The 22,334-nt window shown below is 70.4% G+C and carries 17 protein-coding genes; 7 read left to right on the top strand and 10 right to left on the bottom strand.

Going from position 1 to position 22,334, the window contains the following annotated elements; genetic code table 11:
* The first annotated feature begins 41 nt into the window (after window positions 1–41).
* The 3 genes from GTZ93_RS06200 to GTZ93_RS06190 all read left to right on the top strand — a co-directional run bounded on the left by GTZ93_RS06200 (window position 42) and on the right by GTZ93_RS06190 (window position 2,834).
* Window positions 42–455 (top strand): ExbD/TolR family protein, encoded by a 414-nt coding sequence (locus GTZ93_RS06200; protein ID WP_014394198.1) that lies wholly within the window; start codon window positions 42–44, stop codon window positions 453–455.
* Window positions 455–970 carry an ExbD/TolR family protein gene (locus tag GTZ93_RS06195; protein ID WP_120575934.1) on the top strand — a complete coding sequence of 172 codons (516 nt, stop codon included), beginning with the start codon at window positions 455–457 and terminating at the stop codon, window positions 968–970. Before GTZ93_RS06200 ends, GTZ93_RS06195 begins: the two co-directional genes overlap by 1 nt.
* Window positions 971–1,196: 226 nt before the next feature.
* Window positions 1,197–2,834: a YifB family Mg chelatase-like AAA ATPase gene (locus GTZ93_RS06190; protein WP_139918058.1), complete on the top strand. Its 1,638-nt coding sequence runs from the start codon at window positions 1,197–1,199 to the stop codon at window positions 2,832–2,834.
* Here the strand turns inward: GTZ93_RS06190 and GTZ93_RS06185 are convergent.
* Window positions 2,757–4,136, bottom strand: a complete 1,380-nt coding sequence (locus tag GTZ93_RS06185; protein WP_139918062.1) for an NAD(P)/FAD-dependent oxidoreductase — start codon at window positions 4,134–4,136, stop codon at window positions 2,757–2,759. The two genes, GTZ93_RS06190 and GTZ93_RS06185, sit on opposite strands and share 78 nt — an antisense overlap.
* A gap of 282 nt (window positions 4,137–4,418) precedes the next feature.
* Between GTZ93_RS06185 and recA the strand changes: the two genes are divergently transcribed.
* Window positions 4,419–5,444, top strand: coding sequence for a recombinase RecA (recA, locus tag GTZ93_RS06180; protein ID WP_139918056.1), 1,026 nt, complete (start codon window positions 4,419–4,421; stop codon window positions 5,442–5,444).
* Here the strand turns inward: recA and GTZ93_RS06175 are convergent.
* The 4 genes from GTZ93_RS06175 to pssA are packed head-to-tail and all read right to left on the bottom strand — an operon-like array spanning window position 5,441 to window position 9,681.
* Window positions 5,441–5,950, bottom strand: coding sequence for a DUF1285 domain-containing protein (locus GTZ93_RS06175; protein WP_139918055.1), 510 nt, complete (start codon window positions 5,948–5,950; stop codon window positions 5,441–5,443). The genes recA and GTZ93_RS06175 overlap by 4 nt on opposite strands.
* Before the next feature lie 57 nt (window positions 5,951–6,007).
* Entirely contained in the window at window positions 6,008–7,507 is a 1,500-nt protein-coding gene (locus GTZ93_RS06170) for a hypothetical protein (RefSeq protein ID WP_139918053.1), read from the bottom strand.
* Window positions 7,504–8,769, bottom strand: coding sequence for a CinA family nicotinamide mononucleotide deamidase-related protein (locus tag GTZ93_RS06165; RefSeq protein ID WP_139918051.1), 1,266 nt, complete (start codon window positions 8,767–8,769; stop codon window positions 7,504–7,506). Before GTZ93_RS06165 ends, GTZ93_RS06170 begins: the two co-directional genes overlap by 4 nt.
* A gap of 57 nt (window positions 8,770–8,826) precedes the next feature.
* Complete coding sequence (gene pssA, locus GTZ93_RS06160) at window positions 8,827–9,681, bottom strand: CDP-diacylglycerol--serine O-phosphatidyltransferase (protein WP_120575927.1); 855 nt, start codon at window positions 9,679–9,681, stop codon at window positions 8,827–8,829.
* Between the two features lie 116 nt (window positions 9,682–9,797).
* Between pssA and GTZ93_RS06155 the strand changes: the two genes are divergently transcribed.
* On the top strand, window positions 9,798–10,916 hold the full coding sequence (locus GTZ93_RS06155) for an alpha/beta fold hydrolase (protein ID WP_139918060.1): 1,119 nt from the start codon (window positions 9,798–9,800) through the stop codon (window positions 10,914–10,916).
* Here the strand turns inward: GTZ93_RS06155 and GTZ93_RS06150 are convergent.
* The gene (locus GTZ93_RS06150) at window positions 10,907–12,361 is read right to left on the bottom strand and encodes a right-handed parallel beta-helix repeat-containing protein (protein ID WP_139918049.1); all 1,455 of its coding nucleotides are present in this window, start codon (window positions 12,359–12,361) and stop codon (window positions 10,907–10,909) included. The genes GTZ93_RS06155 and GTZ93_RS06150 overlap by 10 nt on opposite strands.
* A 323-nt stretch (window positions 12,362–12,684) precedes the next feature.
* On the opposite strand from GTZ93_RS06150, the gene GTZ93_RS06145 reads away from it, so the two are divergent.
* The gene (locus GTZ93_RS06145) at window positions 12,685–12,954 is read left to right on the top strand and encodes an HU family DNA-binding protein (protein ID WP_014394187.1); all 270 of its coding nucleotides are present in this window, start codon (window positions 12,685–12,687) and stop codon (window positions 12,952–12,954) included.
* 30 nt (window positions 12,955–12,984) lie between these two features.
* Here GTZ93_RS06145 and GTZ93_RS06140 read toward each other — a convergent pair whose 3' ends face one another.
* Window positions 12,985–14,004, bottom strand: coding sequence for a M23 family metallopeptidase (locus tag GTZ93_RS06140; protein WP_126934968.1), 1,020 nt, complete (start codon window positions 14,002–14,004; stop codon window positions 12,985–12,987).
* Window positions 14,005–14,243: 239 nt separating this feature from the next.
* Window positions 14,244–15,269 carry a low-specificity L-threonine aldolase gene (ltaE, locus tag GTZ93_RS06135; protein WP_120575923.1) on the bottom strand — a complete coding sequence of 342 codons (1,026 nt, stop codon included), beginning with the start codon at window positions 15,267–15,269 and terminating at the stop codon, window positions 14,244–14,246.
* A 35-nt stretch (window positions 15,270–15,304) separates the two neighbouring features.
* Here ltaE and nth point away from each other — a divergent pair, with 35 nt between their 5' ends.
* A complete protein-coding gene (gene nth, locus GTZ93_RS06130) occupies window positions 15,305–16,015 on the top strand; it encodes an endonuclease III (protein WP_139918047.1) in 711 nt (236 codons plus the stop codon).
* Here nth and def read toward each other — a convergent pair.
* Both def and GTZ93_RS06120 read right to left on the bottom strand, forming a co-directional pair.
* On the bottom strand, window positions 16,012–16,539 hold the full coding sequence (def, locus tag GTZ93_RS06125) for a peptide deformylase (RefSeq protein WP_120575921.1): 528 nt from the start codon (window positions 16,537–16,539) through the stop codon (window positions 16,012–16,014). The genes nth and def overlap by 4 nt on opposite strands.
* Before the next feature lie 53 nt (window positions 16,540–16,592).
* Entirely contained in the window at window positions 16,593–22,331 is a 5,739-nt protein-coding gene (locus GTZ93_RS06120) for a response regulator receiver protein (RefSeq protein ID WP_139918045.1), read from the bottom strand.
* Window positions 22,332–22,334 lie beyond the last annotated feature (3 nt).

The raw sequence follows: 22,334 nt of genomic DNA, 5'->3' as shown, positions 1-22,334 counted from the left end.
TGCCCCAGGGTGGGCGTTCCTTCCCGGATACAGGTGCACGCATGGGAATGTCAGCAGGCCCCAAAGGGGGCATCAAGAGCGAGATCAACGTCACGCCGCTGGTGGACGTGGTGCTGGTGCTCCTCATCATCTTCATGGTCGTGACGCCCATGCTCCAGCGCGGCAAGTCCGTGGAGCTGCCCAAGGCCACGGAGATTGAAAAAGAAGGCAAGACGGACGCCGATCCGCTGATCCTCTCCATCACCCCGGACAAGAAGATGTTCGTGGAGAACGATGAGGTCGACGAGAAGGGTCTCCAGGAGAAGATCGCCGCGGAGCTGGTGAAGGATCCAGGCAAGAAGATCCTCCTGAAGGGCGACAACGCCCTGAACGTGGGCGACGTGCGCAAGGTGCTGGACACGGCCCGCAAGGCGAAGGCGAAGCAGATCGCCCTGGGTGTGGAGGAGAAGAAGTAATGTCCCGAGGACACAAGCAGCGTCAGTGGGTCAAGCCCGCGTCCGCGCCGAACTCGGAGATCAACGTCACGCCCCTGGTGGACGTGGTGCTGGTGCTCCTCATCATCTTCATGGTGGTGACCCCCCTCCTGGAGAAGGACATCCTCGTCCGCGTCCCGGAGACGGAGGTGGAGGAGAACCAGCCGCCGCCGGAGCCCGATGATCAGCAGATCGTCGTGCAGGTGGACAAGAGCGGCGCCTACTCCATCAACACGGAGCAGATCCCCGCTTCGGACTACATCGCCCGCCTCAAGCGGATGCTGAACGCCAAGAAGCCGGACGAGAAGGTCGTCTTCTTCATGGCGGATGACGCGGCGAACTACGGCAAGCTCGTGGTGGCGCTGGATGGCGCCCGTGCCGCGGGAGCGAAGATCCTGGGCATGGCCACCGAGCTTCCCCAGAACGCGGTCATCCAGGGCACGCTGAACTCGCCGGACGGTGCACCGCCCGCGCCCCCTGCCCCGCCGACTCCCTGATCCACTTCTTCCGTCAGGGCTGACGCGCGGACACGCCGTCACCGATTCCATCCGAAGCCCGCTGGCGTTCCGACGCCAGCGGGCTTCTTCTTTTCAGGCCCCCATGTCCCCGCGCGGGACCCGACGTCTGACGCGTGGGATGGCCGCGGATGGCCGCCTGTGAGGACAGTGCGCCGGTACGGGCATTGCTCTCCCTTCCTCCCGTACGGGTTGGAAGGGGGAGACGATGCTGGCGAGGGTGCGGTCGGGGGCATTGATGGGCATCGACGCGGTGGTGGTGGAGTGCGAGGTCGACATGGCCCTCGGGCTGCCCTACTTCAACGTCGTGGGGCTGCCGGAGGGAGCAGCCCGGGAGTCGAAGGTCCGGGTGGTCTCCGCGCTGAAGAACGCGGGCTTCGACCTTCCGCAGAAGCGGATCACGGTCAACCTGGCGCCTGCGGAGATCCGCAAGGAAGGGGCGGCCTTCGAGCTGCCCATCGCGTTGGGCGTGCTCGCGGCGGCGCGGTTGATGGACAAAGAACCGCTGGAGCGGTACCTCTTTGGCGGAGAGCTGTCGTTGGATGGCTCCATCAAGGCCATCAAAGGGGTGCTTCCGCTGGCCGTGGCGGCCCGGAATGGCGGCTTCCAGGGCGTCATGGTGCCGGCAGCCAACGCGGCGGAGGCGGCTCTGGTGGAGGGCATCCAGGTGCTGTCCGTGGCCCACCTGAAGGAGGCCGTGGGGCACCTCACCGGCAAGGCCCCGCTGACGTCGCTGACGCGCACGGGGACCTCGGTGAGCGGTACTCGCACCGCTACCGCGGACATGGCCGATGTGCGGGGGCAGCCGGAGCTGAAGCTGGCTTTGGAGCTGGCGGCGGCGGGTGGCCACAACATCCTGATGGCAGGGCCTCCAGGGTCGGGCAAGACGATGTTGGCGCGACGGCTGCCAGGCATCCTGCCCGAGCTGTCCTTCGACGAGGCGCTGGAGGTCACGAAGGTCTACTCCATCCAGGGGCTGCTGGGAGACGAGCAGGCGCTGATCCGCGAGCGCCCGTTTCGCGCGCCCCACCACACGCTGTCCGATGCGGGACTCGTGGGAGGTGGCCCCATGGCCCGTCCCGGCGAGCTGTCCCTGGCCCATCACGGCGTGCTGTTCCTCGATGAGCTACCGGAGTTCCGCAAGAACGTGCTGGAGGTGCTGCGCCAGCCTCTGGAGGAAGGCGCCATCCACCTGGCGCGGGCCACCCAGCACATCACCTATCCCTGCCGGGTGATGTTGGTGGCGGCGATGAACCCCTGCCCGTGCGGCTACTTCAACGTCCCCGGGCACACGTGCACCTGCCTCGAGCACCGCATCTTCGGCTACCACTCGCGCATCAGCGGGCCGCTGCTGGACCGCATCGACATCACCGTGCAAACGCGGCCGGTGGAGTACCACCATCTCGCCGAGAGGAGTCAGGAGCTGCCCAGCCAGTACTACCGGCAGCGGGTCGAGGCCGCGCGCGAACGACAGCGCGCCCGATTCCACGAGATGCCAGGGGTGCACTGCAATGCCCAGATGCCTTCGCATCTGCTGCGCCGCTACTGCGTACTGTCACCGCCCGCGGAGAAGGCGCTCAAGGACGCGGTCACTCATTTTGGTCTGTCCGCTCGGGCGCATGACCGCATCCTCAAGCTCGCGCTGACACGCGCGGACCTGGAGGGACACGGACGTATCGAGGACGTGGACATGCGGCTCGCCGTCGATTGCCGGATGCTGGACCGCCGGGGCTGGCTCCACGCCAATACCCGGGGCGCGGTGAATGCGTTACCCCGCGCCTCTACTGTCAGGCACCAGGCTTCCGAGAACGTCGGGAGCCGGGGGTTCTCCGTCGGCGACAGCTGACTTTGCACTCGGGAGCAGGGGCTGCACGCTCCGCTCCTCCAGACGGGGAGCGGGGCCGGTGATGATGCGCGCGGACCTGCCGAAGGTCAGGTACGCGTATGCCCAATTGAGCAGCACGGCCAGCTTGCTTCGGAAGCCAATGAGGAAGGTGATGTGGATGAAGAGCCAGGCCAACCAGGCGACGAAGCCTGACTGCTTCACACGGCGGAAGGCCACGCCCACGGCATGGCCTCTGCCGATGACCGCGTAGGTTCCCCGGTCCCAGTAGCGGAAGGGCTGCATGGGCTGGCCCGCGAGTTGGCGTTGGAGATTGAGCACCGCGTGCTTGCCCTCCTGCATCGCCGCGGGCGCCACTCCCGGGACCGCGCTTCCGTCCTCCTGATTCACGAGCGCCAGGTCCCCGACGACGAAGATGTCGGGATGCCCGGGCACGGTGAGCTCGGGCGTCACCGGGACGCGCCCTGCCCTGTCCAGCGTCACGCCGAGCGAACGGGCCACGGGCGAGGCCTCCACCCCCGCGGCCCAGAGCACCGTGCGGGCCGCCAGATGTTCAGGCCCCATGTCCACGCCCACGGCGTCGATGTTCGTGACCCGGGTGCCCGTACGGACCTCGACGCCGAGCCCCTCCAGCACCCGGCGGGCCTCCGCCGAGAGGTTCTCGGGATAGGTGGGGAGCACGCGGTCCATTCCCTCGATGAGGATGACGCGCGCATCCCGAGGGTCGATGTTCTGGAAGTCACCCGACAATGAATTGCGGCTGATCTCCGCCAGCGCCCCCGCCAGCTCCACGCCCGTGGGCCCCGCGCCAATGATGGCGAAGGTGAGCAGCGCGCGGCGGCGCTCTGGGTCCGGTTCGCGCTCGGCCTGCTCGAAGGCGAGCAACACGCGGCGGCGGATCTCCAGCGCGTCCTCGACGGTCTTCAATCCCATCGAGTGTCGCGACCAGGCGTCATTGCCGAAGTACGAGTGCGTCGCTCCGGTGGCGACGATGAGGAAGTCGTACGCCAGCTCACCGTCCGCCAGGAGGACGTGCTTGCGCGCGGTGTCCACGCCAGTGACTTCCGCGAGAAGCACCTGGACGTGATTGCGTCCGAGCATCGCTCGCAGTGGCGCGGCGATGTCGCTGGGACTCAGTGTCGCCGTGGCCACCTGGTACAGCAGCGGCTGGAAGAGGTGGTGGTTGTGACGGTCCACCATCGTGACGCGAACCCCTGCCTTTCGCAGGTACCGGGCCGCGTAGAGGCCGCCGAAGCCGCCTCCCAGGATGACCACATGGGGAAGGTTCTCACGGGTCGTATTCACGAGAGGAGATGTCACGCCGACGCGCCAGGGTTTCAACGCAAAGCCTTCCATCCCATCAAGGCGGACTGTCACGTCCCCTCGTGTCTGCTTATGCGGAGATGCCCGCACCTTTGCGCCTTCTCAGCGCATGGGAGACAGGCACGCCGCTCCGCCAGTTCGGACGGCTCCGGCGAACCTGGACGCCCTTGCAGGCCCTTCCGCCTGGAAGCCCGCGCGGCATGAGCGTTGCTCTGCCCACCGCCAAGGCATCCAGCCCGCAGGGCGGCGAGGGAGGCAGACGAGATGAGCAGGCTGACGGAGAAGTTGAAGGCAGTGGCGGCGGCGGTGGCGTCCATCGAGAAGCAGTTCGGCCGGGGCGCGGTGATGACGCTCGGCGCGGACGCACCGGAGCAGAAGGTGGCGGTCATTCCCACGGGCTCGGTGGGGTTGGACCGGGCGCTGGGCGTGGGGGGCTATCCGCGAGGGCGCGTGGTGGAGCTGTTCGGCAACGAGTCCTCCGGCAAGACGACCCTCACCCTGCATGCCATCGCGCAGGTGCAGGCCGTGGGAGGCATCGCGGCCTTCATCGACGCGGAGCACGCGCTGGACCTGTCCTACGCGCGCAAGCTGGGGGTGCGTACGGAGGAACTGCTCGTGGCGCAGCCGGACACCGGGGAGCAGGCGCTCGAAATCACCGAGCAACTCGTGCGCTCGGGCGCCGTGGACCTCATCGTGGTGGATTCGGTGGCGGCGCTGGTCCCCCGTGCGGAAATCGAAGGGGAGATGGGCGACGCGCACATGGGCGTCCAGGCGCGGCTGATGAGTCAGGCGCTGAGGAAGCTCACGGGCGCGGTGAGCCGCTCCGGCACCTGCATCATCTTCATCAACCAGATCCGCATGAAGATTGGCGTGATGTTCGGCAACCCGGAGACGACGACGGGCGGCAACGCGCTGAAGTTCTATTCGTCGGTGCGGATGGAGATCCGCCGCACGGGCAACCTCAAGGATGGCGACGCGGTGGTGGGCTCACGGGCCCGCGTGAAGGTGGTGAAGAACAAGCTGGCGCCCCCGTTCCAGGAGGCGGAGTTCGACGTGCTCTACGGCACGGGCATCCACCGCGCCGCCGAGGTGCTGGACCTGGCCGTGAGCGCGGGCGTGGTGGAGAAGTCGGGCAGCCACTTCAGCCTGCGGGGTGAACGCATCGGCCAGGGCCGCGAGCGGGCGTGCGAGTGGCTGCGCGAGCACCCGGACGTCCTGGAGGCCCTTGCTCGCGACCTGGTGGGAGCCACCGCGCCTACCGTGCCGTCCGCGGACTCCGCGGCGGCCTAGGTCGCGGCCTGTAGTGCATCCAGTGAGAGGGGGAGCTCCCAGTGGCGTTGGCCCGCGCGCAGCACCAGTCTCCCTTCGGGGCTCTCTTCCAGCATCTCGCCGAACTGGTACTGCGCATCACGAGAGAAGCGGGCCTTCGCCCTGCCCTGCTTCACGCGGCAGGTGAGGACTCCGTCCGGCGTGAGCTGGAGCGACCCCAGGTCCAGGGCTTCGGCCGTCCGGTCGCTCAGACGCAGGGACACACGCTCGTCCGGGGTGATGTCCACGATGCGGACCTCGTAGGCCGCGTCCTCCACCTGGACGTAGCACCAGTCCGGGGCGATGCGGAGCTGGTAGCGCCCGTCGTCATCCAGGACCAGCGAGGCGTTGAAGAGCTCGATGATCTTCGGGTGCTCGATGGGCTCGTCGTCGTGCCACCAGCGCAACGCCGCATCCAGACGGATGCCGCTGTCCTCACGGGTGTGCCAACGCTTGCCTGGAGGGGGCTGGCCAGTGGGAGGTTGCATGTCGCCCTTGAGGTGCGGGTGAGGTCCGGCGGATTCAAGCCGCCGGAGCCTGGAGGCCTACCAGTTCCGCACGAACTCCGTGTAGCCACGAAAGGCCACGGCGCCCCAGAAGTTCACCAGCACGCCAAGCGCCAGCACGGCGATCACCGCGCGGTTCCGCAGCGACCATCCTCCGATGGCGAAGAGCAACAGCAGATAAGGCGTGTAGTCCAGGCTGAACCGGAAGCCGAACTGCATGTAACCGGTGTTCTGGTAGAAGAGCCCCGGCAGCGCGCACACCGCCACGGTCAGCCACAGGGACCAGTGCAGACGGGGACGCGTGCGGGGGACCAGCAGGAACACCAGCAGGGGCAGCGTGAGCAGCAGCGTCAGCCCATGCGGGTCGTACGACAGCCGCGGCGGAGACAGCGACACCTGGGGCAGCTTGAGGAACGCGGCCTGGAGGTTGCGCGACAGGTACTCGATGTTGAAGAGCCCGAAGCGGTCGATGTCGACGTTCACCCGGTTGTTGAAGAGGTACGAGTGGCCGAACTCGCCGGGCTTGCCGAAGCGGTAGACGTTGTACGCGGCCGCGAGCGCGGCGAGAGGCGCGGCCCCCGCGCCGAAGAGGACGAGCTTGCGGAGGGCGGGCTTCCACGCGGTCGGCAGGGCCTTCAGTTGGGCCAGCCGGTCCGGCCCTGGGCAGAGCGCCTCCAGGACGAAGAAGAGGCCCGCGAACACCAGCGGCGTGCGGGTGAGCACGGCCATGGAGAAGAAGAGCCCCGCGAGCACGGGGCGCCGCGCATTGACGGCGTTGCGCACGTACAGACACGTGAGCGCCACGCCCATCACCTGCGCACCGAACCAGACCTCGCCCCGGATGGCGCAGTAGAAGAACAGCGTGCCGAAGGCGAGCACCAGCGACAGCACCACGTTGTCGTCGCGGTTGCGCTCCGTCTCCCCTTCCTGCGCGAGAAAGCGCAGCAGCGAATAGAAGAGTGCCACCGCGAGCGCGCCCACGAAGACGCCGAAGGACGTGTCGTTGAACTGGTAGCCGTGCAGCGCGACGAAGGGGAGCATCACGACCGCGGGGAAGGACGGGAAGCTGACGAACCAGCGGTCATCGCGAAGCGGGCGTCCCTCGCACCGCACCTTCTGTCCGTCCACCAGCCGCACGCAGGCCCAGTCCTCCAGGTTGGGCAGCACCTGCGGATCCACGTCGAGCCGTCCCTCCAGCCAGGACTGCGCCTGGTAGATGAAGTGCGGCGCGGCGCTCTGCCGGAGGAAGCGCTGCGAGCTGAAGCTGGACAGCACCGCGAACGCGACGAGGAACAGCACCACCTCCACCCGGTAGGCGGACAGCCACAGGCGCACCGCGCTCCGCACCGGATGCACTCCTGCTCCGGCCAGCGACGTGGGGGGGCTGGTGGACTCCGTCGCCGCCGCGGGGCTGGCGAGCGGCGCGGAGGACTCGGGCGTGGCCGGGACGGGTTCGCCCGCGGTGGCGGAGGCCGGGGGCACCGTGGACGGCGCTTCCGGGTCGGAAGGACGGGGACGCTTTGATTTGGAGCGACTCATGGCGACACGGGGGCAGCGAGCAGGTGCAACCTCAACATTTCCAGCACGTAGGACGCGGCGAACAGGCGGACCCGGTCCCGATCACCCGCGAGCGAGATCCGCTCGCAGCGAGGCTCCATTCCGGGGCCGAACAGGCCGCAGTACACGGTGCCCACGGGGTCCTCGGGCGTGCCTCCACCGGGGCCTGCGTAGCCCGTGACGGACAGGCCGAACGTGGCGCCGCAGGCGGCGCGGACTCCCTCCGCCATGGCGAGCGCCGTCTGGGACGACACAGCGCTGTGCTTCGCGAGGATGTCCGGGGGGACGCCCACCCAGGCGGACTTCATCTTCTCCGAGTAGGCGACCGCCCCGCCGATGAATACCTGGCTGGAGCCCGGCACGGCCGTGAGTTCCTGCGCGACGAGGCCGCCCGTGCAGCTCTCCGCCACCGCCAGCGTGTGACCGCCGCGCGCCAGCATGTCGAGGAGCACGGGCGCGTATTCGCTGCCATCCGCGCCGTAGACGTGCGTGCCCAGCACCTGCCGGCATGCGGCCTCCGCGGCCGCGAGCGCGGCGTCAGCCTCCGCCTGCGTGGGGGCTTCCGCCATCAGCTTCAGGTGGTTCTCCGGTGCGTGCGTCCGGAAGCCGAACACCACCCTGGGGTGGCTGGGGGCCAGGGGCATCACGCGCTCGTTCAGCACGGACTCAGGCAGGCGCACGGTTCGCAGCAGGCGGAAGGCCCGGAACGTGCGACCCGATTCGGCGGCGAGCCAGGTCCGCATGCGCGGCAACACCTCTCCGTCCACCAGGGCGCGGTACTCGCGCGGGACGCCTGGCAGGAAGAACAGGTGGGCGCGGCCCAACTGCTGGATGACCAGTGGCGCCGAGCCCTGGGGATTGCGCACCGGCTCGGTGCCCGTGGGGATGCGCGCCATGCGCAGGGCGCCCGGATTCATCGTCATGCCCCGCGCGGCGTAGCGCTCCTTCAGCCAGCCGAGCACTCGCGCGTCCTCTTCCATGGACACGCCCGCGGCGGCGGCAGCGCACTCCAGCGTGAAGTCGTCCGACGTGGGCCCCAGGCCTCCGGAGACGATGACCACGTCCGCGCGCGCCGAGGCTTCCAGCAACGCGCCCGTGATGTCCGGACGCACGTCGCCCACTACCGTCACCCGTGCGACCTTCACGCCCAGGTCGAAGAGGCGGGCTTCCAGGTACGTGCTGTTGGTGTCCGTGATGAGGCCGGTGACGAGCTCGTCACCGGTGCACAGCAGCTCGACGCGCATGGGCCGGGCATCCTAGCGGCCGACACGGCCCGCGTCCCGGCTCCCGCGCTTGACTGCTCAGAGGAACGCGGGACCGTCGTCCGTGGCGTTGGCCTCGGAGTCCTCGTCGTCGTCCTCGTCGAGCCCGGCCGCCACCGCCACCGCCGCGACGGCGCCGACCTTGCGGGACGCCAGCCGGCTGCGCACGGAGACCGCGGACTCCACCAGCCCCATGACCAGGTACGCGGCGAAGTACGTCACCAGCACCCAGGCCGGGTGGAACTGCTGGGCGATGAACGCGCCCGTGAGCGCCATGACCATGAAGACGAGCGCCGTCTTGCGGCTGGGACGCGCGTCCTTGAAGGTGCGGTAGCGCACCGTGGACACCATCAGCAGCGACAGGGCGCCCACCGCCACCGCCACCGGCAGTCGCGCGCCGTCACCGAGCGCCTCGCCCTGACTGGCCACGTGGTGGGAGATGATGAGGGAGACGAGCACGCCAGCCGCCAGCGGGATGGGGAGGCCCACGAAGAAGCCGCCGCCACCGCCGTGCGGGTTGCGCATGGCGAGCACGTTGAAGCGCGCCAGCCTCATGGCGCCGCAGGCCATGAACGCGAAGGAGATGAACAGGCCCCAGAAGCCCATGGGGGCCAACGCCCACTTGTAGACGAGGAGCGCCGGCGCCGCGCCGAAGGACATGACGTCCGCGAGGCTGTCGAGTTGCATGCCGAAGTCGCTCTGCGTCTTCGTCAGGCGGGCCACCCGTCCGTCGAACCCGTCGAAGAACATGGCGAAGAGGATGGCCAGGGCCGCCTGGTACAGCTGCACCGGTTCTGCCTCACCCGAACACAGGGTGATGGCGTAGAAGCCACAGAAGATGGAAGTGACGGTGAAGAGGTTCGGGAGCACGAACATCAGTTTCCGCAGCTTCATCGTTCCCTCGACTTCCCCAGGTGGTCGGCTGCCCATGCGGCAGAAACGGCGAGGGAACGGACCTTAGCAGGGTTTTATTCGCGCCGGAGTCAGTCCCGGGTCGCATGGGAGGAGAAATGCCGTACGGGCAGTGGGCCCTGTGGGGATTGACCGCGGCGGCCGTCCTGCTGCTGGTGAATGTGGTGTGGGTCCTGCTCGTCAGGCGGTGGTACCGCCTCAAGGGGCCCCTTCCCGAGATGCTGCGCGTGCAGTGCGCGGATGGGTGGGAGTTGACCGTGCACGCCCGGCGGGCCCCGGTGCGCCGCTTCGCCGAGCCCGTCCTGCTGTGCCACGGGCTGGCGGCCAACCGCTTCACCTTCGACTTCGAGCCGCCCTACTCCGTGGCCCACTACCTCACCGAGGCAGGCTTCGACTGCTTCAGCGTGGAGTGGCGCGGCACCGGGCACTCGCAACGTCCGCCCAGGGGCCGGCGGCCCACGGACTTCACCGTGGACGACCACATCAACCACGACGGGCCGGCCCTGCTGGAGCTGGCACTGAAGGAGACCGGCGCGAAGCAGGCCTTCTGGCTGGGTCACTCGCTGGGCGGCCTGGTGGGGTACGGCGTGGCGCAGGGGCCTGATGGCGGGAAGCTGGCGGGTCTGCTCGAGTTGGGCGCGCCGGTGTATCTCAAGTCGGAGCCGTTCCTGCGGACGCTCATCTCGCTGGGCGTGCGCGCGGCGTGGCCCGGGAGCATCCGTCAGTCGTGGGTGAGCGCCAGCATGGCGCCCTTCCTGGGCTACCTCGCGCTGCCCCTGTCGGACATCGTCGTGAACCCTCGACATGTTCCGCCGCGCGTCCTGCGGCAGCTGTCCGTCAACATGATGGCGGCGATGAGCCGCAAGGTGCTGCTGCAGTTCCAGGACTGGATCTCCCACGACGCGTTCCGGTCCTACGACCGCAAGACGGATTGGCGCGCGGGCATCGCGAAGCTCCAGTTGCCCGTGCTGGTGATGGGCGGCAGCGCGGACCGCCTGGCCACCTCGGCCAACGTGGAGGCGCAGTACGCGCTGCTCACGTCACCGGATCGCGCGCTGCATGTCTTTGGCCGGGACCGCGGGGACAAGATGGACTACGGCCACGGCGACCTCATCTTCGGCACCGGCGCGCCCATGGAGGTCTACCCCGTCATTCGTGCGTGGATCGAACAGCGCGCCACGCCCCTGCCCCCCACGTCCGCTCCCGCTCAGGGCTGAGGCGAGCGGGCGTCGAGCTGGACGCAGGGAGAGCGCAGTCCTCGCCTGGTGCTCGCGTCGACGCGGCGGAGCTGGACGCGTGTCTGGCCCTCGCAGTCGGTGGAGACCAGTTCGCCACTCGCGTCCTTCGCGGTGAGGTCCTCCACCTGCAACTGGCCTTCTTCGATGGCCACCAGGATGGAGCCCGGCGTGTCGCGCACGTCGACGTTCCGGGACTCCAGGGTGGCCTTCGTATCCACCGCCAACGCGGCCAGGCCACAGCCCGAGAGCCGGGCGTTGCGGAGCGTCGCTCGGGCCCGCTGCGTCGCCAGCACGCAGGTGCCCTTCGCTCCCTCGACGGTCACGGTGTCGACGTCCGCTTCCACCTGGCGCAGGTGGAGCCCGTCTCCCGTGATGCCATCCGCGGTGCTCACGCCCTTGATGACGCCATCCCTCAGGCGCACGCGGCCCTGCAGCGCCACCACGCCGTATTCGCGTGAGCCCTCCAGGCGGAAGCGCCGCACCTCCAGGTCCGAGGCGGTGAGCTGGAGCGCCCCGTAGTTGCCCGCGTCCTTCACGGTCACGTCCTCCAGCAGGCCGTTCGTCGCGGTGAGGCCCATCCCCGCGCGCGTGGCGTGCTCCGAACTGAAGCCCCGCACCGACAGCCGGGCCTGGTTGGCCGTCACGCCGTACTCGTGGCCCTGGACCCGGACGTCCACCAGCGTCAGCGCGCCCTCCACCGTGGAGAACGCCGTGCCCGTGCCGCCCGAGACACGCGCCCGTTCGACCTCCGCCACGCCGCCCTCCTGGCTCAGCGCCGTCCGGGGGCCCTGGAAGTCCACCCCCTCCAGGCGCACCGTGGCTCCACCCCGGGCCCGAACCGCGCGGTCGTAGGCCCCCGTGAACGCACTGTCCCTGAGGATCAGGGACGGCGCGGAAGCCCCTGCGGTTCCTGCCTCCACGAGCACGCCCACCGCGGTCGGCGCCAGGCTGCTCGCCCCTGCCTCGAAGCGCAGCCCCCTGCCCTCCAGCGGACCCGCGCCCAGCCGGATGGCGCCCCGGGTCTGATTGCGGAAGGTCACGGTGAGGACCTTCACGGGACCCCGGGCCTCCAGACCCCAGCCTCCTCCCTCGATCACCAGGGACTCCAGGGCGGTGTCCCCTGGCGCCTCGACCACGGGGGTGCCGGGGTCCGCCGCCAGGATCGTGGAAGGGCCCTCCCCCGTGAGCCGGGTGCCCTCCGGCAGCCGGAAGGGGCCTTCATAGCGGCCGGAAGCCAGGTGCACGTGCTTCGGGCCGGGGCGGGCCAGGGCTTCGATCAGCGAGCGCAGGGGGCGCTCCCGGGTGCCATCGCCGCCCGAGGCCGCCCCGTCCACCCACAGCTCGCCCGTCGCCTGGGGCCGTGGGGACGGCCGCGAGCAGGCGCACATCAGGACGAGGAGCCATGGAAGCAGTCGGGTGGGCACGCGGGCAGGCACTCTAGCCCCCTGATGGCACCCTGCTGGAGCTGGATCAGCGGCGACTGCTAAGTGATCGATTTTCCAATGCCTTTCACGCAAGAGCGATCACCAGGCGATCACTTTCCCTGATGTGAAAAGCAGGAGTGTGAGGATGTATCAAAAGATGCGATCCTCCCGACTCTCTACAGGGTGTATTTTCAGAGGCCAGTTTTCATCCGGAGGCCGATTTCCGGCCCGGGAGCGGGTGGCGCATTGACAGTCGAAAGCTTGATTTGTTACCTCCGCCATCCGCTCGATCAACGCCAGACAACGCAAGAGGGAGGGGTGTCATGACCAAGGCAGAGCTCGTGGAGGTGGTGGCTGCGCAGTCGAAGCTCACGAAGAAGCAGGCCGCCCAGATCCTCGACAGCGTCTTCACCAACATCGGCAAGGCGGTGAAGAAGGACACCCGATTCAGCTACCCCGGGTTCGGCACGTGGTCACTGCGTTCGCGCAAGGCGCGGAAGATTCGCAACCCGCAGACCAACGAGATGATGAAGCTCAAGGCCTCGAAGACGGTCGGTTTCCGTCCCGCGAAGGAGCTGAAGAACTCGCTGTAGTCGCAGGGCCGTTGTGAAGGCCCGTCCCCCTCAGGGGCGCGAACCCGCGGCCGGGTGGCGCCCCTGGGACGTGAGGACGGGGGACTCCGTGGGCATGCGGGCCACGGGACGCTCTTCGGACGCGTCCGGGGCCGCCTCGGGGGCGACGAGCGCCTCCAGCGGATCCAGTGAACTGCCGTCGTGCCAGAGCTCGAAGTGGACGTGGACGCCGGTCGCAAGGCCCGTGTCCCCCGCGAGCCCCACCACGTCGCTCCTCGCCAGCACCTCGCCGGTCGTCACCAGGACCTCGGACAGGTGGCTGTAGCGCGTCACCCACTGGCCGTCGTGCTGGACCTCCACCATCTTGCCGTGGTCGCCGTTCCAGCCGGCGCGCAGGACGACGCCCCGGTCCGCGACGCCCACGGGCTGTCCCCGGCGGGCCGCCAGGTCCACACCCGAGTGGCGGCGCAGCTGGCCGGTGATGGGGTGCCAGCGGTCGCCGTAGAGGCTGGTGATGGTGACCGGCTCCACGGGCCAGGCGAGGCGCGGCGGGCCGGAGGGCTCCGGCGGCTGCTCCCAGCGGCGCAGCGTGGACGCTCGCACGATGAGGCGGCCCACGCGCACCACCACGGCCTCCGCGAGCGAGCCCGGCATGTCGCCATAGAGGCGCGCGTCCTGCTCCAGCTCCGCCTCCATCACACCCCGGGCGCGCGTCAGGTCGCGGGGGTCGGTGTGCTCCACCGGGCGGGCCAGGAAGGCGTCCATGGCCGCGTTCATCGCCTCCCAGTTGCGCACCTGTGCGGCGGGCATGGCGCTGCCGCGCTGGACCTTCTCGCGGTAGGCCTGGGCCTGTTGCACGAACGCGGTGAGGGCGGCTTCCAGCTCCGTGGAGCGTTCGGGCGCCAGCGGCCCGCGGGCGCGCTCCGGTTCGTGGGGGAGGAAGGGCGTGCCGGAGCTGACGAAGCCGCTGTCGCCCGAGGTCGCGTACAGCTCCTCAAAGCTCATCTTCCCCGGCCGCGGCGTCGCGCAGGCGGAGAGGGCCAGCAGGGCAAGGACGGCGGGTCGGCGCACGGCGGTGTGAGCCTACCACCGCGCCGGGCCGTCCACCTGTTCCGGGCCGTGGATCATCCCCTGGCGCACAGGTGCGTGCGGTCCGCACCTGGCGCGTGGAGGGGGCTCGTCCCCGGGTGCCGGAGGACCGTCATTCCCCTGACAGCGGCGCCTGGCCACGGCGACCCGCACGAACCTGTCCGACAGTCGGACAGGTTTCGGGACACCGCGGCCGGCCCGCGAGCCCGGTGCCGCCCGTGTCAGGCAGCGAGAGCCTGACGGATGCGCGCCAGGGCGTCGTCGATGTCCGCGGTGGACACGTCCAGGTGGCACACGAGGCGGATGGAGTGCGGACCCGTGGGGTTGGCGAGCACGCCCTGCTTCAGGAGCAGCGCGGAGGCCTCCGCCGCCGGACGCACCAGGTCCGCGAACACCATGTTCGTCTCCACCCTCGCCAGGTCCACCTTCACGCCCGGCACCTGGGCCAGGCCCTCCGCCAGCCGGCGCGCGTTGGCGTGGTCCTCGGCCAGGCGCTCCACGTGGTGCTCCAGCGCGTACAGCGCCGCCGCCGCGAGGATGCCCGCCTGCCGCATGCCGCCGCCCAGCCGCTTGCGCAGCCGCCGCGCCTCACGGATGACGTCCTTCTTGCCCGCGAGCGCCGAGCCCACCGGGGCGCCCAGGCCCTTGGAGAAGCACACCGACGTCGAGTCCGTTAGCGACGCCCACGCGGACGCGGGCTGGCCCGCCGCGACCTCCGCGTTGAACAGCCGCGCGCCGTCCAGGTGCACCGCGAGCCCGGCCTTGCGCCCCGCCTCCACCACCGCCTTGAAGCGCTCCACCGGCCACACCGTGCCGCCGCCGCGGTTGTGCGTGTTCTCCAGCGACAGCAGGCGCGTGCGCGGGTTGTGGATGTTGTCCTCACGCACCGCCGCCGTGACGGTCTCCGGCTTCAGCAAGCCGCGCTCTCCCGGCAGGGGCCCGGGCTGCACGCCCCACAGCGCCGGCACCGCGCCGCCTTCGTACTGGAGGATGTGGCTGCCCTCCTCCGTGAGCACCTCGTCGCCGGGACGGCAGTACGCGCCGATGGCGATCTGGTTCGCCTGCGTGCCGGAGGGGACGAAGACGGCGGCCTCCAGTCCGAGCCGCTCGGCGACGCGCTCCTCCAGGCGGCGCACGGTGGGGTCCTCGCCGTAGACGTCGTCGCCCACCTCCGCGTCGGCGATGAGCCTGCGCATGGCGGGCGTGGGCTTCGTCACGGTGTCGGAGCGGAAGTCGATGGGCTTCATGGTTCTCCTCGCTGCGTGAAAAGGGATGCCCCGCCATGGAGCTTGGGCGGGGCCTCCCCGTGACATACAACGCCCGCGTGGCCCGGCGAGAGACAGTGGCGGATAAGCGGCAGCGTGCGGTGTCGATCCTGGACGGTCTGGAGGCGGCCATGCCGGACGCCCGCATCGAGCTGGACTACCGCACGCCGCTGGAGCTGCTGGTCGCCGTCATCCTGTCCGCGCAGTGCACCGACAAGCGCGTCAACCTGGTGACCCCTGCCCTGTTCGCCCGCTTCCCGGATGCCCAGGCCTACGCGCGCGTCGAGCCCACCGACGTGGAGCCCTTCATCCGCACCTGCGGGCTGTACCGCGCGAAGGCGAAGAACATCGTCGCCACGGCGCGCACGCTCGTCGCCGAGCACGGCGGGCAGGTGCCGCTGGTGCGCGACACGCTGGCGGAGCTGCCGGGCGTGGGGCTGAAGACCGCGGGCGTGGTGTGCATCCACCTGGGCGGCGACGCGGCCTTCCCCGTGGACACGCACGTGAAGCGGCTGGCGTACCGGATGGGCTTCACCCCGCACGAAGACCCGGACAAGGTGGAGAAGGACCTGCAGGCGCTGCTGCCTCGCGAGCGGTGGACGCTGGGGCATCAGCTGCTGGTGTGGCACGGGCGGCGCACGTGCTTCGCGCGCTCGCCCGATTGCGGATCCTGCGTGGTGGCGGCGAAGTGCCCGAAGAAGGGCGTGCGCGCCACCGCGAAGGCTTAGGCGGACGCCGGAGCGCCCTGCTCGCGCGAGGCCTTGAGCTTCTTCATGCGCTTGCGGATGAACTCGCGCTTGAGCGTGGAGACGTGGTCCACGAAGACGGTGCCGTCCAGGTGGTCCGTCTCATGCTGCACGGCGATGGCCAGCAGGCCGTCACAGCGCAGCGTCTGCTCCTGGCCTTCCTCGTCCAGGTAGCGCACCGTGGCGAAGGCGGCGCGGTCCACGTCCTCGGCTTCACCGGGGATGGAGAGGCAGCCTTCCGTGTAGGTCGTCTCCCCTTCGAGCGAGACGAACTCCGGGTTGATCATCGCCAGGGGCCTGGCGTCCGGCTGCTGCGACCGGGTGTCCAGGACGATGATGCGCTGGAGGATGCCCACCTGCGGGGCGGCGAGACCGACACCCTCGGCGTCGTACATGGTCTCGAACATGTCCTTGATGAGCGCGCGGACCTTGTCGTCCACCTTCGCCACCGGCTTGGCCTTCTGCTTCAGGATGGGGTCGGGCCAGATGAGAATCTCGCGAACCATGGAGGGGACTCTTAACCCCTCCGGACCGCGACGGGCAACCGTTCCACCGGGCATCAGTCGAGCAGATTACGGGCGTACTCGCCCCGCAGCCGGTCGTCTCCCAACGCCCGGGCGGCCTCCGTCAACACCGCGCGGATCTGCTGCGCGCGGTGCTGGAGCGCGGGGTCCGGATGGCCGGCGAAGCGCAGCGGGTGGAACTCGGCGGCGAGCAGCGCGTATGCCCTCTTGACCTCTTCGCTGCCGGCCGAGCGTGCGAGCCCCAACACGGTGAAGTAGTCCGCGTCCTGGATCTCCTCGAACTTGGCCTCCAGGCGGTGCACGTCCAACTCCGGCGGCAGGTGGCCGTGCGCGTCCTCCGACGGCGGATGCAGCGCGATGAGGCCCAGCGTCCGCGCCACCGCGAGCGCCTTGAGCGCTCCGTCCTGCGGCAGGCCCGCGCCCAGGAGCAGTGACTCCAGCGTGCGTTCGCCGTCCACGGCCTGCAGGAGCTGGAGCTCGCGGGCGGAGAGGCCGAAGTCCGCGGGGGGCATGTGCGCGTCGCCTCGGGAGACCTGGGCGCGCAGGGAGCCCGCCGCGTCCAGGAGCGATTCGGCGGTGAGCGTGTTGCGCAGCCCTTCCGCGAGCAGGTGCAGCGGCGGGCGCGTGGCGGCGGCGAGCGCCACTTCGTGGGGCGCGGGCTCCGGCACCAGGCGGTAGAGCGTGGAGGGCTCCGCGAGCGCGTCCAGGAAGACCTGTTCGGTGTAGCGCTGGACCAGCGGGACGGATTCGGCTTCGCGCACGTAGCCGCGCCCACGCAGGGCTTCCAGCAGCGTGCCGGTGGTGGCGCTGCGCACGAGCCGCAGCTCGGCTTCCTGGCGCGCGTCAATGAGGCCGTCCGCGCGGGCACGGTCCACGAGGGACTCGCCCTGCGCGGAGGACGCGGCGCCGACCAGGGCTCCGTCGCGAAGCCAGAGGACGCGCAAGGCGTTCATCACCTTGAGCTCCAGGCGCACCTCCATGCGCGCGTCGCAGAGCCGCAGGATGAGGCGCGAGAGGCCCTCTTGCGTGAGGCTGCCGCTGCGGGCCACCGCCATCTCCGGGCGGCCGGGCGATTCGAGGGGGATGATGGTGGCGCGGGCCTGGGCCGCGGCTTCTTCCGCGTCCCGCTGCGCTCGGGCTTCGAGTTGTTCGCGCTCGCGTTCGGCCTGGAGGCGCTGTTCGACGGCTTCGGCTTCGAGCCGGGTGCGCGTCTCTCGCTCGCGGGCGAGTTCCTCTCGGAGCTGGTCGAGCTGCGCTTGCAGGGTGTCTCGGGCCTGCGTGAGGTCCGAGGATTCGGAGCGGGCGCGGGCTTCGGCTTCGGTGCGCGCGTGGGTTTCCGCGGCGAGGCGGGATTCCGCGGCGGTGCGGGCCTGGGACTCGGTTTCGAGGCGGGCTTCCAGGTCCTGGCGTGCGCGGCCCTCGGAGTCGAGGCGGACCTCCAGCACGGTGCGCAGCCGGCCTTCGGACGTGGCCTTGGCGGTGGCTTCGGCGGCCTTCTGCTCGGCCTGGAGGGCGCGGGTTTCCGCGGCGGTGCGGGCCTGGAGTTGCTGTTCGGCCGTGGCTTCCGCTTCGGCGCGGGCCTGTTCGGCCTGGGCCAGGCGGGTCCGTGCGAGTTCGTCCGCGTCGGTCCGGGCGTGCGTGGACTGCTCCGCGCGGGACTCCGACTGGGAGAGGGACTGCGTGAGTTGCTCCGCCCGGGCCTGGGCCTGGGTCAGCTCCTGCGTGAGCTGCTCGATGCGGGCCAGGGCTTCGGTGCTCGCGTGGGTGGATTGCTCCGCGCGCGCTTCGGCCTCGGAGCCTGCACGCGTGAGCTGCTCGATGCGCGACTCGGCTTCGGTGCGTGCTTGCGCGAGCTGATCCGCGCGGGCTTCCGCTTCCGTGTGCGCCTGAGTGAGCTGCTCGATGCGGGCCTGGGCCTGCGTGAGCTGGTCCTCGCGGCTCCCCGAGTTGGCCTGGAGCTGCTGGAGTTGCTCCGCGCGGGCCTCTGCTTCGGCCCGAGCCTGCTCCAACTGCTCGGCGATCTTCTTCGCTTCGGCGTTGAGCTGTTCTTCGCGGGCCTCTGCTTCGGCCCGTGCCTGCTTCAGCTGCTCGGTGTTGGCGTCGCGGGCCTTTTCGGCTTCGGTGGCTCGCGCTTCGGCCTGCTTCAGGGCCTGCGTCAGTTGCTCCACGCGGGCTTCCGCCTGGAGCAGGGCTTCGGCGGGCTGCGCGGCCTTGGCTTCGGCTCGCTGGCGGGCCTGCTTGAGCTGCTCCATCCGGGCGTTGACCTGGCTCAGGGTCTCCGCGAAGCGCGCCTCGTTCTGCAGCCTCGCCGCATCGGCGTCTTCCAGTCGGGCCTGGGCTTCGGACAGGGCTTCTTCGGCCTTCGCGGCCCGGGCTTCCGCCTGGGTCAGGGCTTCGGCGTTTTGTTCAACGGTGGCTTCCGCGGCGGCTCGGGCCTCCTCGGCTTGCGTGGCGCGGCTTTCGGCCTGGCTCACCGCCTGGGCGGACTGCCTTGCCTTGGCTTCGCCCTGGAGCAGCACCTGCGCCAGTTGCTGCGCCCGGGCCTCCACCTGCGCCAAGGCCTGCGCGGACTGCTTCGCCTTCGCCTCGGATTGCGCCAGCGCCTGCGTGGCCTGCTGCACCCGCGTCTCCGCCTGGGCCAGCGCCTGCGCGGATTGCTTCGACTTCGCTTCGGACTCGGACAGAGACTGGGCCAGCTGGTGCGCTCGCACCTCCACCAGGGACAGCGCCTGCGCGGAGTGCTTCACCTTCGCTTCGGCGGTGGTGCGAGCCTTCGCCTCTGCTTCGGCCCGGGCTTCCGCCTCGGCACGCCGCGCATCCAGGTCCGCACGGAGCGCGGCGTCCTCGGTGTCGCGGCTCTCCGCCTGGTCGGAGTCGGCTTGCGCTCGCTGACTCGCGTCCGCGCGGGCCCTGGCTTCGGCTTCCGCCCGGGCTTCGGCCGCGATTCTTGCCTCGGTCTCGGCTTCGAGCCGCGCTTCCACGTCCGTGCGTGCGGCCAGCTCCAGCTCGGCGCGGGCTTCGGCCTCCTCGCGCGTTTGCGCTTCCTGGCGGGCTCGGAGCTCGGCCTCCTCGCGCGCCTGGACCTCCGTGGCGAGCCGCTTCTCGAGTTCGACGAGCTCGAGCCGGGCCATCTCCGCGAGAGCTTCGGCTTCGCGGCGGTCGCGAGCCTCGGCTTCCGCGCGGGCTTCAGCCTCCACCCGGCCTCCGGCTTCGGCCGCGAGCCGTGCCTCGACCTCCGCGAGGGCCTCCGTCGCCGACTCGGCCCGGACTTCCGAGGCCTCATGGGCCGCCGAGGCCTGCTTCAACAGGGACTCGGCTCGGGCGCGGGCGTGGACCTCCGCTTCGGCCCTCACCTCCACGGCGCTCCGGGCCTCCACCTCCGCGTCCGCTTCGAGCCTCGCGTCTTCGCGTGCTCGCTCTTCGCTCGCGATGCGGTCTTCCAGCTCCACGCGGAGCGACTGCTCCGATTCGGCCAGTGCTTCCGCGTCCGCGGCCCGGGCCTCCGCCTCCTCGATGGCGGCGTGGGCCAGCGCCAGCTCTTCGCGCAGCGATTCCAGCTCCGCGGCGAGATCCGACGACGGCTCGACTGCGCCCGTGCGCGCGGATGCGGGGGCTTCCTGCTCCTGGGTGCGCGTCTTGTTCGCCCGCTGCAGGCCTCCGGGCACCAGTGGTGCCTGGACTTCCTGCCGGGCGTCCGCGCGCGACGAGGCACCGACTGCATCCGCTGCACCGTCGCGAGGATTCGCGGAGGAGCCGGCTGGCGTCACCGCATCGCCTGCTCCTGCCGCGACAACAGCGCCGGACTCGCTGCCCGAACGAGTGGAAGTGCCGCCTGTTGCCGCACCGGACTTGTCGCTCAGGCCCGTGGCGCTGCCGCCCGAGCCTGTCGCATTGCTCGAAGCCGCGACGCTGCCTCCCGAGCCCGCCGCATTGATTGAGGCCGTGGCGCTACCACCCGTGCCGGCCGCATTGCCCGAAGCCGCGACGCTGCTACCCGAGCCTGCCGCAGTGCCCGAGGCCGCGACGCTGCCACCCGCGCCTGCCGCAGTGCCCGAGGCCGCGACGCGACCACCCGCGCCTGCCGCATTGCCCGAGACGGCGGCACTGCCTCCCGTGCCTGTTGCATCGCCCAGGTTCGCGGACGAGACACCCACGCTCGCCACGACGCTCGCGCTGCTCTTGCCCGACGAGCGCAGCGGGACACGGGCCGCGACACGCAGCGGCCTCTCGGTGTTCACGCGAGGCGCGGCGCTGTCCGCCGTTCCTCCATCGCGCGATTCCGTGACCTCATCCGGACGCGACGCGGCCTTGCCCGGCTTCGCATCATCATCCTTCGCGCTTGCCGCAGCCGCCGGGCTCGCGGTGCCCGAAGGCTCCGCCCACTGGAGGGGCCTGGCCCCCTCCGTCTTCGCATCCTCGACGGTCTCGGAATCGAACCAGTCCGACCCCACCGGCTTCGCGTCATCCGAGGAGGACTCATCATCCTGCTCGCGCGCATCGGCGGAGGCCTTGAGGTCCGCCTCCAGCACGTCCCAGTTCGACAGGCCCGCCGCCGCCAGCTCCTCCGCGGTCGGCTCCGAGGGTGCGTCCTCCTGCGACTCACCCGCCGCCGCGGCCCGCTCCTCCGCCGCTACGTCGTCCGCGACTGAACCGAAGTCCGTCTCGTCGGAGTCGTCCACGCCGCCAGGAGACGCACTCGCATCCAGCTCCGGATCCGGCTCCAGTTCCTTCCACGCCAGCGGCGCGGAGCCCTCCGGATCCGACGCCTTCGCCGCCCCGCCGTCCTCGTCCGAGTCGACGTCGAAGAACCCCTCGTCCCCCAGCTTCGGCGCGGGCTTCACCGGCTTCAGCCCCGGCGGGGTGAGTGGCTCCTCACGGAACGCGAGCCGCCCCTCGGCGGGCGCATCGTCCTCGCCCTCCTCGTTCGGGAACGGGAAGCGCAACGTGGTGCGCGCTTCCGGCGGACGGCCCTCGAGCGCATCCTCGGCGTTCGGCGGCTCCGCGTCCCACTCGGAGCCGATGCTCGCGTCCGGATCCTCCTCGCCCCACGCTTCGCCGGAGTCACCCTCCTCCGCCGACCCCGTCCACTGCGACTTCGTGCCCACCGACAGCGCGGAGTCGATGGAGGCGATCGCCTCCGTCTCCACTTCCAGATGCGCCTGCTCCAGCGCGGCGTTCATCGCCAGGTGCGTGCTGCGCTCGCGCTGCTGGTGCACGGCGTGCGCGCTGCGCTCCTCGCGCGTCATCGCCGCCACTTCCCAGTCCGTCTGGTTCAGCGGCGCCAGGTCCCCGAACAGCGCGTTCGCCAGCGCGGGGTCCCCGCCCACCGAGCGCGGCGACGTCACGTGCCAGGCCTCGTCCGCCGGGGCGCTCCCCTTCGCCGGCTCGCTCAGCGTCCGGTTCTCCACCACGCGCCAACCATCCGCCTCCGCCGGCGCGCGGATCAACGTGTCCACCAGCGTCACGAAGCTCGGCCCGTCCAGGGGCAGCGGCGCCACCGGCGCGCTGAAGCCTTCGATGGGCTCACTCAGCAGCAGCACCCGCGCCTTGTGGCCTTCCGGGTGCTGCACCAGCTCCTCCAACACCACGCGCCCGCGGTCGCTCTCCACGCTCGGCGCGAGCACGATGAGCTCCGGCAGGTGATGCCCGAAAGCAATGAGCGCGTCCGCGGCGGAAGTCGCGAGGATGACCTCGTGCCCTTCGCGGGACAGCAGTCGCCGGACGGCGGCGATGGTTGCGATGTCGTCGTGTACGAGGAGGACCGAGGCGCCCATGGG

This window comes from Corallococcus exiguus (assembly GCF_009909105.1).
Taxonomy (GTDB): domain Bacteria; phylum Myxococcota; class Myxococcia; order Myxococcales; family Myxococcaceae; genus Corallococcus; species Corallococcus exiguus.
Note: the sequence above shows the minus strand (reverse complement) of the source record. Positions and strands in the feature narration are given on the sequence as shown.